Origin of the sequence: Neobacillus sp. WH10, assembly GCF_030123405.1 — a bacterium.
In the GTDB taxonomy this organism is placed as follows: domain Bacteria; phylum Bacillota; class Bacilli; order Bacillales; family Cytobacillaceae; genus Neobacillus.
On sequence record NZ_CP126110.1, the window covers coordinates 1,717,719 to 1,735,449 of the forward strand.

Here is a 17,731-nt window from a genome sequence, read left to right on the forward strand (position 1 = left end):
AGCCTAAGAAAGTTATTTAAAGTTGGCAGAAGGCGAATAGTGTGATAGTATAATTTGTGGAATATTCAGTTAATTTTGTTTTGCTGACTGAACCTAAATAGTAGCATAGAAGGAGACGAGTCTAGTATGGGAAAAGTGAGTGTAGAAAGTAAAGGTTATTTTGGAGAGTTTGGCGGCAGTTTTATTCCTGATGACTTACAGATTGTGATGAATAAGCTGGAGGAACAGTATTTTAAGTATAAAGATGACCCGGAATTTATAGATGAATTCAACTACTATCTTAAGGAATATATCGGGAGAGAAAGCCCGTTAACGTTTGCTGAAAATTTAACGAAACAAATTGGCGGAGCGAAAATTTATCTGAAAAGAGAGGATTTAAACCATACCGGTGCGCACAAAATTAATAATGCGATTGGGCAAATTTTATTAGCTAAAAGAATGGGAGCGAAGCGGATCATCGCAGAAACGGGAGCTGGTCAGCATGGTGTCGCCACAGCGACAGCTTGTGCCATGTTTGGGATGGAATGTATTATATACATGGGTAAACTAGACACCGAGCGCCAAGCACTTAACGTTTTTCGAATGGAATTATTAGGCGCAAAAGTTGTTCTTGTTGAAAAAGGGCAGGGGCGCCTAAAGGATGCTGTTGATGAGGCTTTGGGCGACCTGGTGCAAAATTATAAAGATACTTTTTATTTATTAGGTTCAGCTGTGGGGCCGCACCCGTATCCTACATTGGTCAAACATTTCCAGTCGATTATTAGTGTAGAATCGAAGCGTCAGGTCCTTGAAAAAGAAGGAAAACTACCAACTGCCTTGATTGCCTGTGCAGGAGGAGGCAGTAATGCGATTGGGGCATTTGCCCATTATATTGATGAACCAAATGTTCGCTTAATTGGAGTTGAACCAGCAGAGGCACCAACCTTAACTGAAGGGGTTCCAGCTGTCATCCATGGTTTTAAATGTTTAACACTGCTGGATGAAAAAGGCGAACCGAAGCCAACATATTCCATCGCTGCAGGGTTGGATTATCCAGGTGTGGGGCCAGAACACAGTTATTTGAAAACCAGCGGCAGAGCCGAATATGTGACAATCACTGGACAAGAGTCATTGGCTGCATTTCAATTGCTCAGTAAAACAGAAGGTATTATTCCGGCATTGGAAAGTTCCCATGCAATTGCCTATGCAATTAAGCTGGCAAAGAAATTGCCTGCTGAGGATGTCCTGATTGTAAACCTTTCGGGCCGCGGTGATAAAGATGTCGAGCAAGTTTTTAATATGCTAAAAAATAATTGAGACAGTGAAGGGCGAGCGATTAAACAACACACACTTCTTATATTTAATCTGCATTTGAATCAATAAAAAATTTGATGGCAGGTATTTCGAAGATTTAGCTTTCAGTGACCGACAGGTCTCATATTCAAAAACCTTTGGAACAACAAGCAGTTAGGAGAGCTAACTAACCTACCGCTAGTGACAAAAATGTATTTGTTACTAGCGGTTTTTTTATATTTCAATGGTGCTGAAGTGAATTTTTTATGAGATAACGGAATATATTTAACCATACTTCGTGACTGGATTTTGAATAAAAGGGGAGTCATATGTATTGGACAAGGGTTAGATTTTACAGTAACTTTAGCAGAGCAGTAGATATGTCTTTTATTAAGCGGAGTTGCTTTATTTTTTGCGGAGCATTGCTAGTCGCTATATCCTTACAATTATTTTTGGTGAAAAATTATGTGATTGACGGTGGCATCATTGGAATTAGTATTATACTCTCACATATCACACATCAGGAAGTAGGTTTATTTTTATTACTATTGAATACACCTTTTTTCATTCTTGCTTATTCTTTCCTTGGAAGACGGTTTCTCATGCTTAGCCTTTTTGCAAACCTTGTTCTGTCAATGGGAACGTTTCTGCTTGAACCGATTCCAGTCATAACCAATAACCCGATTTTAGTGATAATCCTTGGGGGATTCTGTTTAGGTTTGGGTGTTGGGATCACGATTCGGTTTGGAGCCTGTTTGGATGGGACCGAAGTGTTGGCCATCTTGTTTAGTAAACGGTCCCCTTTTTCTATTGGACAATATGTTCTATTATTTAATTTATTCATTTTCGGGTGTTCGATTTTCATATTTGGTTTATACGAAGCAATCTACTCATTAGCAACCTTTTTCGTAGCGTATAAGACTATTGATTTTTCTATACAGGTTCACTAATTATATTTATAAATGTGTGGGCAATAGGGAGGAGGAAGGGGAGGTTCTCCCCTTAGGATTTGTGTTTATTTAAAAAGTTGCGGAGTACTTTGTTAAAGGCATCTTTAGCCTCGAGTTTAGCAATGTGGCCAGTATTCCTGAAGATGACAAACTCCGAATGGGGAATTTGTTTATGCATTAATAATTGAACCCAAACAGGGATAACAGAATCATATTGTCCGCCAATGATTAAGGTAGGAACATTAATTTTAGGAAGTAAACGTAGGTTATTTACTTTAAGGCAGTCCTCCATTGCCTTGAAATAGAATTCACTATTCGGCTTATAAAACTGATAAAAGCTTTCGGTATTTTCTTTTGTCCAAGAGTAAAGGCAAACCTTTGCCGCCGTTTCTCTTAGAACATCAGGGGATTTATTTTCGGCATGTGCCTTGCGAGATTTTAAAAACAATTTCCCTAGTTGTTTTGGAGCATAATGTAAAGTACTGACAAGCATTAATGATCGGCATATTTCGGGAGCTTGGCGATAAATTTCTTGTGCCACCATTCCACCCATCGACAAGCCGCAAATATGTGCACTACTAATTCCAAGCCCTTTTAATAGAGAAATGACATCGTGAGCAAAGTTTTTAATTGAGATCTCACCTGGTGATTGATACTCACCATGTCCACGTAAATCAGGAATAATTAAGTCAAACTGATCAGCGAATTCAAACTGATTTGCCCAGCCCTCTTTTACTTCTCCAAGACCATGGATAAAAACTAATGGATCCCCCAGGCCAAACCGCAAATAAGGAATACCGGAGCAAACGGTGAAAATTTCTCCCAATTTTGATTCCTCCTATTGTCTTATATACTATGTTGCAAATATGTGTAGTGTGTAGTCATCTATTAATTTCTAACTAAACTATTATATAGTAGCACCAAGATATTTATTCCCTAATATATGTAAGTTACATATACAATTTAAGCAAACGGCAGGGGGATTCACTTGGAAAAAAATTTTTATATAAAAAAATTCAAGGTGCTTATTCTAAACATTCTTATAAAAAACTTAAGGAAAAAGGATTTTGTTAGTACCTGGTATTAATTTTTAGTGCTAAACATGACATTTATCATGGTTTGTACATGACACGTATTACTTTTTTGCATTTCTTTCTTTCTCTATACTTTGAGATAACAAAGAAGAGGAAGGGAATTTAAACTATGACGAACGAAAGACAAAAAAGTTTGCGTAAGCAAGTTGCTCCATTTGAAAAGTCAAATACAAAAGCCAGTGTATGGCAGGTTATTAATACAATCGTACCTTTTATTTTATTATGGTTTCTTGCCTACAAAAGTCTGTCAATTTCATATTTTCTTACCTTGGCGATTGCAGTAGTTGCCGCAGGATTTATGGTGCGTACATTTATCATTTTCCATGATTGCTGTCACCATTCCTTCTTTAAAAATCGGAAAGCAAATAAGATCCTTGGAACCATAACTGGAATTTTAACGGTATTTCCATATAGTCAATGGGCACATGACCATTCCGTCCATCACGCGACAAGCAGTAACCTCGATAAGCGCGGGACCGGAGATATTTGGATGCTTACGGTTGATGAATATTCGTCTGCATCATTTTGGGCTCGTTTAGGGTATCGCTTGTATCGTAATCCATTTGTTATGTTTATTTTAGGTCCTATTTATGTATTCGTTATCAAAAATCGCTTTAACAGAAAAGGCGCGAGGCTTAAGGAACGCCTCAATACCTATTTAACCAATGTTTCATTAATTTCATTGACAGGTTTACTTTGCTGGTCAATTGGCTGGGAATCATTCCTATTGGTAGAGGGTCCAATCTTCTTAATTGCAGGCTCTGCTGGGATCTGGCTCTTTTATGTGCAGCATACTTTTGAGGATTCTTATTTTGAAGAAGATAAGGATTGGGAATATGTGAAGGCAGCGGTAGAAGGAAGTTCATACTATAAACTGCCGAAAGTTCTACAATGGTTGACTGGTAATATTGGCTATCACCATGTTCACCATTTAAGCCCAAGAGTTCCAAATTATAAGCTTGAAGAAGCACATAATAATACACCTCCATTGCAAAATGTACCGACCATTACTTTAGGTACAAGCTTTAGTTCGTTGAAATTCCATCTATGGGATGAAGAAAGCAAAAAGTTTGTTCGGTTTAAAGATGTAAGAATTTTAGCTAAAATGGAGAATGTAATAGGAAAAATGAAAGCGGAGTAAGGTAAAATAGAAGAGTAAAGTAGTTTATTCGAAAATGAGGTTTCGTTCATGATTAAAAGGTATTTTACATTCCAAAAAAATAATGGTATTGCACCATATATTTGGACAATTCTTTGCATACTACCTTTTTACTTTATCTTCCAATCACCTTCCACTATTGAAATTGTTGTGGGGATATTACTTACCTTGGTGTTCTTTATCCTCTACCGGATTGCATTTATCTCAAAAGGCTGGCCAGTGTATCTTTGGACATTGATCCTAATTGGAATCTCAATCACAGCGTCCAGCCTTTTCAGTTATGTTTATTTCGCCTTTTTCTTAGCCTATTTTATTGGAAATATTAAAGACCGTATTCCCTTTTTTACCTTGTATTTTATTCATTTAATTAGTACCTCTGTATCAATCAACTATAACATTGTTATGCATGAGAAATTATTTTTACAACAGCTGCCCTTTGTCATCATTGTTTGGATCAGTGTCATCCTTCTTCCATTTAGCATTCATAATCGGAACGAGCGGGGACAGCTAGAAGAAAAGCTGGAGGATGCAAACAAAAGGATTTCAGAGCTAGTCAAAATTGAGGAGCGGAATAGAATTGCTCGTGACCTTCATGATACACTTGGGCAAAAGCTTTCATTGATTGGTTTGAAGTCAGATTTGGCACGGAGATTGATTGTGAAGGATCCAGAACAGGCACGGCAGGAATTAAAAGATGTTCAGCAAACAGCACGGACGGCCTTAAGTGAAGTTAGAAAAATGGTCTCTTCGATGCGCGGTATCCGCTTAAAAGATGAAATTCTTCGGGTTAAACAAATGATTAAAGCGGCACAAATTAATTTTGTTAGTAAAGGTGACTTCACCTTGGCAAATGTTTCACTGTTAACTGAGAATATTTTAAGCATGTGTCTGAAAGAGGCTGTAAACAATGTAGTGAAACATAGTGAAGCTAAAACTTGTTTCATTTCGATCGAGCAATCGTGGAAGGAAACAGTTTTGACGATTCGTGATGACGGTGTTTTTAAGGGTCAAACAGGTATCTTAGCAGAGGGTCATGGATTGATTGGCATGAAAGAACGGCTGGAATTTATTAATGGCAGTCTTGAACTCTTGACAAAAGATGGAACAACTTTAATGATAAGAGTACCTAATGATGTCAAACCTTTGGATGAGGAGGACAAAAAATGATTAGAATCGTTATTGCTGAAGACCAGCAAATGCTTTTAGGAGCCTTTGGTTCGCTGCTTAATTTAGAAGATGATATGGAAGTAGTCGGGAAGGCCTCAAATGGAGAAGAGGCCGTAGCACTAGTAAAGAAATTTCAGCCTGATATCTGCATTATGGATATTGAAATGCCCGGAAAAAGCGGCCTTGAGGCAGCCGAAGAGCTTAAAGGTCTTGGCTGTAAAGTAATCATTTTAACAACTTTCGCCCGAACAGGTTATTTTCAGCGTGCGGTAAAGGCTGGTGTGAGCGGGTATTTGTTGAAGGATAGTCCAAGTGAAGAGCTGGCGAGTTCCATTAGAAGCGTGATGGCTGGAAGACGAATTTATGCCCCAGAATTAATGGATGATGTGTACGGTGAAGAAAATCCGCTAACCGACCGGGAAAAAGAAGTTCTAGAGCTTGTTGCGGACGGAAAGAACACGAAAGAAATTGCCGAAGAGCTCAGCATCAAAACTGGGACAGTCCGGAACTACATTTCCATTATTTTAGACAAACTCGAAGTTAAAAACCGGATCGAAGCTATTACACAATCAAAAGAAAAGGGATGGTTTAAATAAGGAGATTATATACGGTGACAGGTACCGTATATAATCTCCTTATTTATTTTACAAGCGTAAAACAGATTTATTTTTCTGGAAATTATACACATACAGGCTAATTATTTATTTTGGTGCCATTATTTTTTGTTGTTTCAAGTGTTGGGGTAGTTAATACATCAGGATTTTCGCTTGCCATGTAAAAGCAAGGCAAAAATGCAGGCAGTGCCTCAGCTCTCTTAGGGGTTTTATCGCTTGCCATGGGCGCACTCGTAGCTCCGCTAGTTGGTATAGGAGGAGAAGATACTACTATACAAATGGGAATTGATATTTTATGTGCTGGGGCTGGAGCGGTTTTTTTCTATATTTTTCTTGTTCCAAGAAATAAATTTTAAACGGCAAAAAATATCATTATTAATCGGCTGCCGTTTGAAATTTTCCTAAAAAACTTTTGATATATTCATACACTTCGATTGGACGTTCTTCTGGAAGAGCATGGCCAGTTTCTTTTAAAACGATTAGTTCAGAGTTGGTTAAATCTCTGTTCAGTTGCTCTCCTATTTTAAGTGGCATCGACTTATCATGATCACCCCAAATTAATAAGCACGGGGTTTTGATTTGCTTAAGAACTTCGACAGGAAGGTCTCCCTCGCGGTCACGAATCATTCTTGTAAGTGCCACGAAAATTTCATCTTCTAAAAAGGGCTGCAAGTAACCGTTAATCATTTCTTCATTAATAATGGAGTGATTGTAAAGTGCATCTTGAAGATTTTTCTTCACTCCTGTTCGAGCAAACCAATATTTCACGAATTTATGGAAATATGGAATATAGCTGGAAATGATTAATGGGAATTTAGAGCGTTTCAAATAGGCTGAGCTGCACAGTAGAATAGCTTTGTCGGCAAGCTCTGGCATCATGTGCAGAATATTAAGAACGATTTGTCCACCCATAGAATGTCCTATAAAGGTCATATTTTTTAAACCTAAAGATTCAGTCAGTTTGATAACGGTGTACGCGAGGTTTTTATAGGAATATACATATTGATTGCATTTTGCACTTTTTCCAAATGGGGGAAGATCAACTGATAGTACTTGATATTCCTTTTTCAATAGTGAAGTTAAATGGCGAAAGGTGAAGGTGGAAGAAAGAAAACCATGTAATAAAACAAACGTTTTTTCCGATGTTTGATGTGGATAAAATTCATAATAAACATTAATGTTATTTATTGCCTGATAGCCGGTGTATACAGCCTGTTCCATACACTCTTCCTCCTAATCCTATAAATTAATAGTTGAAATTAATATTCCCTAATTTTCAATCCATACACGAAAAAATATATTGATGAGAGACCAATGGATAAGAAGGTATTGATTTGTTAATTTTTTGAAAATTAGTACAATGGACTGCGAATCTGATAATATAAAATTAAATTGTTATTTGGTGAAATGTCCACCGAAGGAGGACAAAATGAGCCAAACACATTTTTCTAATTTCCAAAATTTTTTTTGGATTTTATAAATTAAATGTTTGAATTTTTAGAAAACTACCTGTATAATAAAAAAAAGCTTAAGGAGTTGATTTCCATGGAAAAGAAATTACTTAATTCACCACAACATTCGGATGAGTATACAGATGCTGCAGTTGCTGAGATGTTCCTAAACAATGCCCTGATTGAATTTAAAAGGAAGAAAATCCGCAAGGAAATCGACCAAACATTACAGGATGGGAACAAGGAATTATTCCTTAAACTAACTGAGGAATTAAAGAAAATTTCGTAAGTCAATTACAAAGGAACCTACTTTTACTAAAAAAGAATCCCCAATCCATAGGACTGGGGATTCTTGGCCGTTTCAGTCAAATGAGGAAAATAAAGAAAACGCAGGAAGAAAATTAGAAAATTCATATTCTAACCAATGGTTTTAGGCACCATTTCATGCTAATTGTCATTAGGTGTTGCTTTTATGTATGATATTTTTAGGCAGTGAGTGTGTAGGGAGTGGTTTAGTTGAAAGAAAAAATTCTCGCAGAAATTAAACGAATTGAAGAGCAATATGAAGTAAAGGTTTGTTATGCAGTAGAGTCCGGGAGCAGGGCATGGGGGTTTCCTTCCAAGGACAGCGATTATGATGTCAGATTTATTTATGTTCATAAAAAAAATTGGTATTTGTCGATTGACCAAAAACGAGATGTCATCGAGCTTCCAATTAATGAACTCCTCGATATTAATGGCTGGGAATTGAGCAAAGCACTAAGACTTTTCAAAAAATCAAATCCCCCATTAATGGAATGGCTTCATTCGGGAATTGTTTATTATCAAGCTTATACTCTAGTGGACAAAATGAAGGCAATTCAAGAAAAAGTATTTTTACCGCAATCGGCACTATTTCATTATTTAAATATGGCGAAAGGTAATTTTCGTGATTATCTCCATCGCGATCAAGTGAAAATTAAGAAATATTTTTATGTCCTGCGCCCAATTTTAGCCTGTATCTGGATTGAAAAGCATAATACCGTTCCCCCAATAGAATTTCAAATTTTGGTCGAAGAACTCCTTGATGAGGGACAACTTAAGCATGAAATCCTTACATTATTAGAAAGGAAAATTAGAGGGGATGAGTTAAACCTCGAACAGAAAGTCACTGTTATTAATGACTTTATAAAAAGAGAAATCAATCGTTTAGAGGAATATACTAAGATCTTGAAAGTTTCGAAAGAAGATATCACACCAAAATTGGATCAATTGTTCAGAGAAGTTCTAGAAGAAGTTTGGACAGAATATTAATCATTAAAAAGCCGTTTGGGAGCCCCAAGCGGTTTTTAATTTTTATTTGTCAATGGCAAGAAAACAGAAAATATGACAATTTTTTTAATTTTTAATGTTTACATAAAAGGAAACCACTGGTAAGATTGAAATGAATTCAATTTTTGAATGCGTTTAATAGAGATTAATTCATAAATTGAATAAGGGGGTGATGATGTGAGTGTACCTGCTGCAAAACTAAAGCCGAATAAAGGTTTACTAGCGTTAAAAGGAACGAGAAGGAAATTTTCAATTACTCCTATGCTGTTTATTCTGCCCGCCATAATACCATTAATCATATTTTGGATATATCCGATGGCTAGATCACTTCTAATTAGTTTTACTGATTGGGATTATGTCAGTCCTGGATATGAATATGTAGGTTTCAGTAATTATTCCGATCTTTTATCTGACCTGGCGTTTTACTCTGTGCTGCTAAATACGCTTATTTTTTCGATGGGAGTGGTTATTCCCTGTGTTGTGGGTGGACTGATGCTTGCGTTATTAGTAAGTGGGAATGGAAAAGGTATGGGGATATATCGGACATTGATTTTTTCCCCATGGGTTACGCCAACCGTTGCCGTTTCCATTGTTTGGTCTTGGATTTATGAGCCCAAAGTCGGACTAGCAAATTGGGTTTTAAACCTGTTTCACCTGCCAGCGCTGGAATGGACTTCAAGCTCGACATGGGCAATGCCGGCGGTAATAATTGTCAGCATTTGGAAGGGTGTAGGCTGGACGATGATTTTTTATTTAAATGCTTTGAAAAAAGTACCAGTCAGCCTTTATGAAGCTGCTGCATTAGATGGGGCAAGCAAATGGCGGCAATTTTTACATATTACGATTCCTTTTATTTCGCCAACCACATTGTTTTTGGTCGTGATTACCTCTATCGATGCTCTGCAGGCCTATGACCAAATTCAGGTTTTGACACAGGGAGGACCGGCAGGAAGTACAAGAACGATGCTTTATTTCTACTATCAGACTGCATTTGAAGAATTCAATATGGGTAAAGCAACTGCCACTGCAATCTTGTTAGTTGTCATAACTGCGGCATTTTCGTTCATTCAATTCTTGTTATCAAAGCGATGGGTTCATTACCAATAAGAAAGGGGGCATTATGAATTGAAAAAGGTAACTATTTTGGCAGCAAAGCATGTTAGTTTGATCTTTCTAAGTATAATGATGGTTTTCCCTTTCTTGTGGATGGTGATCAGTGCCCTTAAAACAAAGGATGAAATATGGCAATTTCCGCCAACTATGTGGCCGGAAAAGCCGATGTGGCACCATTTCTCGGAAGCATGGGAGATGGCTCCATTTGATCAGTATATTTTTAACAGTGTTTTTACAGCAAGCGCAATTGTCTTGATTCAAGTAGTAAATTCAGCGTTAATCGCTTATGCCTTTACACAAATAAAATTTCAAGGAAAAAACCTGCTATTTTCCATTATTTTGATTACGTATATGCTGCCAGTTGCTGCAACGTATGTACCAAGCTACGTAATATTAGCCGATTTTCAATTGCTAGATTCGTATAAAGGCTTGATTTTATCTAATGCTGTGAGTGTTTTTGGGATATTTCTATTTAGGCAGGCGTTCATGCAGGTTCCAAGAGAATTAGTGGAGGCAGCAAAGGTCGATGGTGCAAGGCACTGGACGATTATTTGGAAGATTATTTTTCCGGCAACAAAAGCCACCTTCATTACATTTGCATTAATTAGCTTTGTCCAAAACTATAATAATTATCTTTGGCCAACGTTAATTACAACGAGTCAAAGTAAATATCTGATCACAACGGGGTTAAGACAATTTTTTATTCAAGAAGGGGCCTATGGCATCCAATGGCCGCTTATTATGGCTGCAAGCGCCTTCGCCGTACTGCCATTATTAATCTTGTTTGTGTTTGTGCAAAAGTGGATTATCTCTGGAATAAGTGACCAAGGACTAAAAGGATAATAAAGGGGATGAATAAACATGTTTACTAAAAAGCTTATCTCAATAAGTACAATTGTAATTTTCCTAGTGTCATTGATTACGGGCTGTTCTTCTACAGAATCGTCGGCGAAGGGACCTGTGGAAATTGAGTTTTGGTATGGCCTTGGCGGGAAGCTGGGGAAGGGTGTAGAAAATAGAATTAAAGAATTTAATAAAAGTCAAGATGCAGTAAAAGTCATTGGTGTTGCTCAAGGTTCATATGATGAAACCCTGCAAAAGCTGCAAGCGGCTATTGCTGCGAAAAAAGTTCCGGCTGCTGTTCTTCTGAAAAACGACCCAATGAATACGTTTGCGAAAAAAGGAACACTTGCACCACTGTCAAAATACATAAAAGACGATGCTGATTTTCATCCGGAGGATTTTGTGGATGCTTTTTATCAGCAAGGAAGAATTAATGGGGAGCAGTATGCCCTCCCGCTTTATGGCACAACCCAAGTTCTTTATTACCGCAAGGATATGTTTGAAAAAGCCGAGATCTCCCCCGAACAGCTGAAAACATGGGAATCTCTTTCTGAGGCAGCTAAACAATTAACAAAGAAAAATGGAAACAATACGGAGGTTTATGGGTGGGAGCCGATGTGGGGTCCTGACAATATGATTGATGCTGCACTCAGTAATGGAGGAAAATATTTAAGCGAGGATGGCAAAAAAGTGGTCATCGATTCACCAGAATGGGTGCATGCATGGGAATTTTTCAAAAAAGGAATTCACGAAGATAAATCAATGGCAATCCATCACGATGGACAGGGCTGGGAGTATTGGTATAAAACGATTGATGATGTAATAAAGGGGCGTGCAGCGGGATATACCGGTTCAAGCGGTGACCAGGGCGATCTGGACTTTTCGATTCTTGGCGCCTACCCACAGCCAGGCTGGGAAGGAAAACAAGCTGCACCACATGCGGGCGCCCATATGGGAGCTATTCCGGCACTTGCTTCAGAGAAACAAAAAAAGGCAGCCTTTAAATGGCTGGAATTTTTCACTAATGCTGAAAACACCGCTGATTGGTCAATTAAATCCGGCTATATTCCTGTAAGAAAATCTGCGCAGGATGTTCCAGCCTTCAAAGAGTTCGCCGAAAAGAATCCGCAAATCACAGTGCCCCTTCAGCAGGCACAGATTGCCACACCACCATTTGTCGATCCAACCGGCGGGAAAATCTATGATGCACTTGTAAAGGCTGCTGATAAAGTAGAAATTGAAGGTATCTCCGCTGAAAAAGCATTACAGGACGCCCAAAAAGAGGCGCAAAGGGCATTAGATAAAAGTCAAAAATAAAGAGAAATACTCTAACCATTGAGTATCATATTCAGCCAGGTTTGATGGAATGTTAAGAGCATCGTCTTACTCTTTATCGTTTTGTTTCAGTTTTTCATAGAACCAAGAGGGTCACTATTTTAATAAATAGTGGCCCTTTTGGTTTCTAAAGACTCTCAGGAGAAAGATAATGATGTTGTTATTTTTATGTTTAAAAATGTGAAAATTCAACAAATATTCACAAATTATTCACATAGTCATGTTGTTAATGTTGTTAACATGAATTAAACTTAACATCGGGGGATAAGGTATTTTGGATGAAGAGGGGGATGAATATGTTACCAATTGAACGGAGGCAGGAGTTGTTAAAATGGTTGAGAGAAGAGGGATCTTTAGCAATTACTGAGATTAGCAGACGGTTAAATGTTTCAGAAATGACGGTGTATAGGGATATTAAGCCATTATTAGAAGATAAAGAAATTATCAAAACTTCTGGGGGTATCTCGTTAGCACCTATTTCAAAGATGTCTTTAACTACTTGTACGTATTGCTTAAAGGAATTAAATAGCCGTCACCCCGTTCAAATTATTACCAATGATTTAAAAGTGGAGCAATTATGTTGTCCACATTGTGGTTTATTAAGGTACAAGGATATCGAAAAAGATGTTTCACAAATTATCTGCCGAGACTTTCTTCAGAATTCTACTATTAGTGCTAAAATGGCCTATTATCTAATGGGCACCGATTTCAATTTGAATTGCTGCCAGCCGCAAGTATTAACATTTGAATCTATAAAGCAAGCGGAACAATTTCAGAGAGGCTTTGGCGGAGTTATGATGCGCTTTGAAGAGGCAATGGATGAAATTCAAAAAAGAATGAATGGTGCTGGAGGATGTTCTTGTAAAAAATAAAAAAATTCTACCCTTTAGGGGAGTGATTGATTGAATGTAAAAATGAAATTCAGCATGTTCATGGTTCTTTTTACTCTTTTCCTATTTTTATTTCCGTCTATTTTTTCGGCTCATGCTTATATTAAAAAATCCACTCCGTTAGAAAATGAGACTGTTGAAAAGTCACCAAACGAGGTTATGATTCAATTTGATGAATCGATCCAGCTGGCATTTAATTCGATAAAGGTTTTTGATTCGGAAGGGAACAGGGTCGATAAAAAAAATGGGAAGGTTGATCCAAAACAACCATCAATTCTAAAGAGCGGATTGAAGGAGAACCTACCAGATGGTAAGTATCGAATAAAATGGAAGGTTGTTTCAAGTGACGGCCATCCTGTTGAGGGAGTCATCCCCTTTCAAATTGGAACTGAAGATCAAGGGACAGCTGTTATACATAAAGAAACAAAAGGCTATACCCCGAAAGCGGATCTTATCATCATCCGTTGGCTGCAATATCTCAGTAATGCCTGCTTTGTCGGGATCCTCTTTTTTTACTTGGTTGTTTTGCCAAAAGGATTTCGACAAAATGGTGTAGCCGATAAGATTTTCTATAGATTGTTATGTACGAGTTTTGTACTCTTATTACTTAGTATCCTGTTAAATTTGCCATTACAAACAACTATTGAATCTGGTTATCCATGGAGTGAAGTGTTTAGCTTTCAATTATTTGAAAATATTATAAAAAACACGACATTTGGTCAAACGTGGATTTACCAGACTGGAATCCTTTTGGCGCTTGCTCTCATAACTTTCTTTCTCCGGATGGCTAAGAGTAGAAATAGAGTCATTCTATGGGCTTGTTTTGGTTTAGGTGCAGCATTATTGCTGACAAAGGCGATAACAAGTCATGCTGCAGCCCAAACCAACCAATTTTTAACCATATCAATGGATTTTCTTCATTTGCTTGCTGCATCGATTTGGATAGGTAGTTTAATCGGTTTTACAGCGCTATTACCATTGCGGAAAAGCGCAGAAACGAAGCAAGATTATTTACAAATGTTAAAACGTTTTTCAAAATGGGGCATCATCCTTGTTATTCTTTTAACTTTCACTGGTGTGTTTGCCAGTTTATTATATATTCCAAACCTCTCATCCCTTGTTCAAACGAACTACGGAAAGGTGTTAGCTGGTAAAGTTATATTGTTCCTATTAATGCTCATGCTTGCTGGAGTAAATTTTATGAATGGAAAAAGAAAAAAGGAAAGGGGACTGACAGCTTCACTATGGGGCGAACTTTCCATTGGAGTGATCATCCTAATACTTTCAGTGGTTCTAACCAATTTACCAACAGCAATGCAATCTCCAGGACCATTTAAGGAATCAATTGTAGTAGATCAAGGCAATCAAGTCACATTAAGAGTAACCCCTAATATAATTGGGGAAAATTTATTTGAAGTTACGCTAAAAGACTCCCAAGGGAAGCCAATCAAAGATATTGAGCAATTACACTTAACCTTCACCATGCTTGATATGGATATGGGAAAAGAAACAGTTAATCTAAACAAAGTTTCTGAAGGCAAGTATGAAGTGAAGGGTTTGCATTTCATAATGACTGGAGACTGGAACGTACATGTTCACGTTTTGACTAAGTCTTTAGAAAGTATCGATACCGATTTTAGCGTATTAGTTGGAAGCCAATAAAAAAACATTCGAGGAGAATCCCAATGAAAAAAATAATGTTAAAACTTTCAAAAATAATTATTCCAGCAGTAATAAGTTTATTTTTCTTTTCAAGTGCTGCCAGTGCGCATGTGACAGTAACCCCGAAAACATCCGCAACTGGTGCCTGGGAAACCTATACGTTAAAGGTTCCTGTTGAAAAAGATGTGGCAACGACAAAAGTTACCGTAAAAGTCCCTGATGGAGTAGAGATTATGTCCTATCAACCGGTTCCTGGTTGGGTGTATTCTGCAGAAAAAGAAGCAAATGGAAAAGTAAAAACCTTTACATTTGAAGCAACTGGGGAGGGAATCCAAGCCGGGCAATTCCAACAATTTGTGTTTGTAGCAAAAAATCCTGAAAAAGCAACAAAAGCCGCATGGGATGCATTTCAGTATTACAAAGATGGCAGTATCGTAGAGTGGACTGGTGATGAAGGTTCTGATTCTCCGCATGCCATTACCGATATTGTGACGGCAACATCGACCGATCATCATGATACTACAGTGACAGAACATGCTGAAAAAACAGACAATGCACAAACAAACGAGGCAGAGAAAGAGGATGAAACATCAAATTCTCTTCCACTTATTATTTCTTGTGCAGCAGCATTACTCTCTCTTGCAGCACTTATTCTCGCATTCCGTAAAAAATAACCAAATCTCATTTATGAAAACAGGAGAAGCCTTGGGCATCTCCTGTTTTTTTAATTGATAAGAAATTTCGACTTTGAGAATTACCCAGCACAAGCGCCTCTAAACGGGTGCTTTTGCTTATATAATAAGTTTTACTTATGTTGTGTTATAAAAATCTTGTTATTATCCTTATTGATATTTGGATTTAAATAAGAGTTCTGCTCTATAAACAGGAATTCTTATTTCTAAGGTTGGTGTAAACAATATTTTTCTGATATTTGTGCTTATCATCTTTGTATGCTTTTTTACCTTAAAAGAGTTACAGAAAGTTCAGATACCAAAATTAGCCTAACTGGAATCCATTATTTTATGGACTTTTTTTGTATAGAAGGAAAAAATATTAAATTTTTCCTCATATTTACTCCCAATCTAATAAAATTAAAACTATAATAAGATAAACAGTTAATTATAAATTAGGTAAAAATAGGTTTTTTGTTGTTGGCAAATTACATTAAGCAATAATCTAGGCCCCAGGTCTTAGACGAATATAAAACTTGAGATTGTTCCCTATTTATGCTGTGCCATTTAGACTTATCTATAGGGAAGATCAGCCTTCGTAAGAAATTTACTTTCTCCTCCCAAAACTGAGCTTTACAGGAGGTTTTTATAATGAATAGAAAAATATACGTACTTCTAACAGACACTGGCACTATTTTTACAAAAATAATCAAGCTATTTACAAAGAAACCTCATAACCATGCTTCCATTGTGATTGATGATCACTTTAACAAGGTTTATAGTTTTGGCAGAAGAAATCCGAGGAATCCTTTTGTAGCAGGATTCGTACAAGAGAACATTCGCGGTGGTTTATTTAGGAATGCTGATTGTGCCATTTATTGTGTTACCATCACTGAAAAACAATTTCAAAAGATCATCGCTAAAATAAGGGAAATGGAATTACATAAGAATAAATACAGATACAATCTCATCGGGTTGATTGCTGTGATGCTAAACTTGGAAATTGATAGAAAGAATGCCTACTTTTGCTCCCACTTTGTAGCAGCTCTCTTAGAAGAATCAGGTATTCCAATAAAAAGACAAAAACCTCTTTCCCTAGTAACCCCTCAGGATATTAAGGAATCGGCATCTCTTGAATTAATATACGAAGGGAAGCTGTCACCCTATGTTCAAAATTATTACCACGAATATTGTACTGATAGAGTGGAAGTAATTTAGAGTTAATATAGGGGGAACTATGTGGGGAATAAGATACTTTACTACTTAAATCATTTGCAAGTGGTGTTAACTGACTTTGTAGTCCAAGCTTATATTTACATTAAGTTAATCTATCTCTTTTATTAAAATTCCCCATTGTCGGTGTAACGGGACCACCGATTGGATTTGTTTTTCCTTATTGGATTCTCGAATTAGGGGGTGAAAAAGGTCATATAAAAATAAGCCTTCGAAAGTGAGGGCTTTTTAGTGATAATAAAGCGATTCCTTCTTGTGTCTGGCTTTTTTTCTTTTTGAAGTTTCCACTAATCCCTTAAATACCTTTAAAGAGCTGTGAAAAACTGGACTTTGTATAAACGTATAAAGGAAAGTGGCGATAAACACCGGGCCGCCTAATAAAAACCCAATGATTAAGACGAGGCTTTCAACTATCATACGTGCTTGGCTTACCGATAACCTAGTTTTATCAGAGATAGAAAGCATAAAGCCATCTCGTGGTCCGGCACCTATCCCTGCTGCTACATACATTCCACCACCGATTCCTGTAATAATAATGCCAGAAAGGAGAATAAGATAATCAAGCCATGTATTCGTTGCCTTTGGAAGAATATCTAACCAGAGAAAAAAGTCCATGATGGGTCCAATACAAAGGGCATTTAAAATAGTACCTATGCTAATATAGCTTCGGGCAACAAACAAGGAAATGATGATTAGGACGAGTCCACATACCACACCCCATGTTCCAATGGTTAAACCAAAATGCTGATAAAGTGCCACATTTAGAACCTCCCATGGATGCAGTCCAATATATTTAACTTTAACGGCGATGGCATTACCCAGCCCAAAAAAGGTTAACCCCAAAAAGAATAAAAAATACTGAAAGAGTTTCAACTCCAGTAGCCCCCATTGACCTTGCTGATTTTTCTGAATATTAAAACCTATCCCCATATCTTAAAATGCTTTGTTCTTTTTTTCAATAGTAAA

At 37.2% G+C, this 17,731-nt stretch carries 17 protein-coding genes and 1 pseudogene; 15 read left to right on the forward strand and 3 right to left on the reverse strand.

Annotated elements, in window-relative coordinates; genetic code table 11:
• Positions 1-126 precede the first annotated feature (126 nt).
• Both trpB and QNH20_RS08080 read left to right on the forward strand, forming a co-directional pair.
• On the forward strand, positions 127-1,296 hold the full coding sequence (gene trpB, locus QNH20_RS08075; protein ID WP_283922377.1) for a tryptophan synthase subunit beta: 1,170 nt from the start codon (positions 127-129) through the stop codon (positions 1,294-1,296).
• Positions 1,297-1,601: 305 nt separating this feature from the next.
• Positions 1,602-2,222: a YitT family protein gene (locus tag QNH20_RS08080; RefSeq protein ID WP_283922378.1), complete on the forward strand. Its 621-nt coding sequence runs from the start codon at positions 1,602-1,604 to the stop codon at positions 2,220-2,222.
• A 52-nt stretch (positions 2,223-2,274) separates the two neighbouring features.
• Here QNH20_RS08080 and QNH20_RS08085 read toward each other — a convergent pair whose 3' ends face one another.
• Positions 2,275-3,048: an alpha/beta fold hydrolase gene (locus QNH20_RS08085; protein ID WP_283922379.1), complete on the reverse strand. Its 774-nt coding sequence runs from the start codon at positions 3,046-3,048 to the stop codon at positions 2,275-2,277.
• A 377-nt stretch (positions 3,049-3,425) separates the two neighbouring features.
• On the opposite strand from QNH20_RS08085, the gene desA reads away from it, so the two are divergent.
• From desA to QNH20_RS08105, 4 genes and pseudogenes are all read left to right on the forward strand, one after another.
• Positions 3,426-4,457 carry a Delta(5) desaturase DesA gene (gene desA / locus QNH20_RS08090; protein WP_283922380.1) on the forward strand — a complete coding sequence of 344 codons (1,032 nt, stop codon included), beginning with the start codon at positions 3,426-3,428 and terminating at the stop codon, positions 4,455-4,457.
• 48 nt (positions 4,458-4,505) lie between these two features.
• Positions 4,506-5,642, forward strand: coding sequence for a sensor histidine kinase (locus QNH20_RS08095; protein WP_283922381.1), 1,137 nt, complete (start codon positions 4,506-4,508; stop codon positions 5,640-5,642).
• Complete coding sequence (locus tag QNH20_RS08100) at positions 5,639-6,238, forward strand: response regulator transcription factor (protein WP_283922382.1); 600 nt, start codon at positions 5,639-5,641, stop codon at positions 6,236-6,238. Before QNH20_RS08095 ends, QNH20_RS08100 begins: the two co-directional genes overlap by 4 nt.
• A gap of 107 nt (positions 6,239-6,345) precedes the next feature.
• A pseudogene (locus tag QNH20_RS08105) lies at positions 6,346-6,612 on the forward strand (MFS transporter); the annotation flags it as partial.
• Between the two features lie 19 nt (positions 6,613-6,631).
• On the opposite strand, the gene QNH20_RS08110 reads toward QNH20_RS08105, so the two are convergent.
• Entirely contained in the window at positions 6,632-7,477 is an 846-nt protein-coding gene (locus QNH20_RS08110) for an alpha/beta fold hydrolase (RefSeq protein ID WP_283922383.1), read from the reverse strand.
• A gap of 324 nt (positions 7,478-7,801) precedes the next feature.
• On the opposite strand from QNH20_RS08110, the gene QNH20_RS08115 reads away from it, so the two are divergent.
• The 9 genes from QNH20_RS08115 (at position 7,802) to QNH20_RS08155 (ending at position 16,750) form a co-directional block, all read left to right on the forward strand.
• Positions 7,802-7,996 (forward strand): IDEAL domain-containing protein, encoded by a 195-nt coding sequence (locus QNH20_RS08115; RefSeq protein ID WP_283922384.1) that lies wholly within the window; start codon positions 7,802-7,804, stop codon positions 7,994-7,996.
• A gap of 227 nt (positions 7,997-8,223) precedes the next feature.
• Positions 8,224-9,000, forward strand: coding sequence for a nucleotidyltransferase domain-containing protein (locus tag QNH20_RS08120; protein WP_283922385.1), 777 nt, complete (start codon positions 8,224-8,226; stop codon positions 8,998-9,000).
• A gap of 279 nt (positions 9,001-9,279) precedes the next feature.
• Positions 9,280-10,125, forward strand: coding sequence for a carbohydrate ABC transporter permease (locus QNH20_RS08125; RefSeq protein WP_283923371.1), 846 nt, complete (start codon positions 9,280-9,282; stop codon positions 10,123-10,125).
• A gap of 18 nt (positions 10,126-10,143) precedes the next feature.
• A complete protein-coding gene (locus QNH20_RS08130; protein ID WP_283922386.1) occupies positions 10,144-10,974 on the forward strand; it encodes a carbohydrate ABC transporter permease in 831 nt (276 codons plus the stop codon).
• A gap of 18 nt (positions 10,975-10,992) precedes the next feature.
• Positions 10,993-12,291, forward strand: a complete 1,299-nt coding sequence (locus tag QNH20_RS08135) for an ABC transporter substrate-binding protein (RefSeq protein ID WP_283922387.1) — start codon at positions 10,993-10,995, stop codon at positions 12,289-12,291.
• A 314-nt stretch (positions 12,292-12,605) separates the two neighbouring features.
• Positions 12,606-13,181, forward strand: a complete 576-nt coding sequence (locus QNH20_RS08140) for a DeoR family transcriptional regulator (RefSeq protein WP_283922388.1) — start codon at positions 12,606-12,608, stop codon at positions 13,179-13,181.
• Between the two features lie 30 nt (positions 13,182-13,211).
• A complete protein-coding gene (locus QNH20_RS08145) occupies positions 13,212-14,861 on the forward strand; it encodes a copper resistance CopC/CopD family protein (protein ID WP_283922389.1) in 1,650 nt (549 codons plus the stop codon).
• A 23-nt stretch (positions 14,862-14,884) separates the two neighbouring features.
• On the forward strand, positions 14,885-15,535 hold the full coding sequence (locus tag QNH20_RS08150; protein WP_283922390.1) for a YcnI family copper-binding membrane protein: 651 nt from the start codon (positions 14,885-14,887) through the stop codon (positions 15,533-15,535).
• Positions 15,536-16,183: 648 nt separating this feature from the next.
• A complete protein-coding gene (locus QNH20_RS08155; protein ID WP_283922391.1) occupies positions 16,184-16,750 on the forward strand; it encodes a hypothetical protein in 567 nt (188 codons plus the stop codon).
• Positions 16,751-16,993: 243 nt separating this feature from the next.
• Here QNH20_RS08155 and QNH20_RS08160 read toward each other — a convergent pair whose 3' ends face one another.
• The gene (locus QNH20_RS08160) at positions 16,994-17,644 is read right to left on the reverse strand and encodes a YczE/YyaS/YitT family protein (protein WP_283923372.1); all 651 of its coding nucleotides are present in this window, start codon (positions 17,642-17,644) and stop codon (positions 16,994-16,996) included.
• Positions 17,645-17,731: the final 87 nt, after the last annotated feature.

Coding starts and splice junctions, on each gene's coding strand:
- trpB (WP_283922377.1), top strand. CDS start 127: ATGGGAAAAGTGAGTGTAGAAAGTAAAGGTTATTTTGGAGAGTTTGGC.
- QNH20_RS08080 (WP_283922378.1), top strand. CDS start 1,602: ATGTATTGGACAAGGGTTAGATTTTACAGTAACTTTAGCAGAGCAGTA.
- desA (WP_283922380.1), top strand. CDS start 3,426: ATGACGAACGAAAGACAAAAAAGTTTGCGTAAGCAAGTTGCTCCATTT.
- QNH20_RS08095 (WP_283922381.1), top strand. CDS start 4,506: ATGATTAAAAGGTATTTTACATTCCAAAAAAATAATGGTATTGCACCA.
- QNH20_RS08100 (WP_283922382.1), top strand. CDS start 5,639: ATGATTAGAATCGTTATTGCTGAAGACCAGCAAATGCTTTTAGGAGCC.
- QNH20_RS08110 (WP_283922383.1), bottom strand. CDS start 7,477: ATGGAACAGGCTGTATACACCGGCTATCAGGCAATAAATAACATTAAT.
- QNH20_RS08115 (WP_283922384.1), top strand. CDS start 7,802: ATGGAAAAGAAATTACTTAATTCACCACAACATTCGGATGAGTATACA.
- QNH20_RS08125 (WP_283923371.1), top strand. CDS start 9,280: ATGCTGTTTATTCTGCCCGCCATAATACCATTAATCATATTTTGGATA.
- QNH20_RS08135 (WP_283922387.1), top strand. CDS start 10,993: ATGTTTACTAAAAAGCTTATCTCAATAAGTACAATTGTAATTTTCCTA.
- QNH20_RS08140 (WP_283922388.1), top strand. CDS start 12,606: ATGTTACCAATTGAACGGAGGCAGGAGTTGTTAAAATGGTTGAGAGAA.
- QNH20_RS08150 (WP_283922390.1), top strand. CDS start 14,885: ATGAAAAAAATAATGTTAAAACTTTCAAAAATAATTATTCCAGCAGTA.
- QNH20_RS08155 (WP_283922391.1), top strand. CDS start 16,184: ATGAATAGAAAAATATACGTACTTCTAACAGACACTGGCACTATTTTT.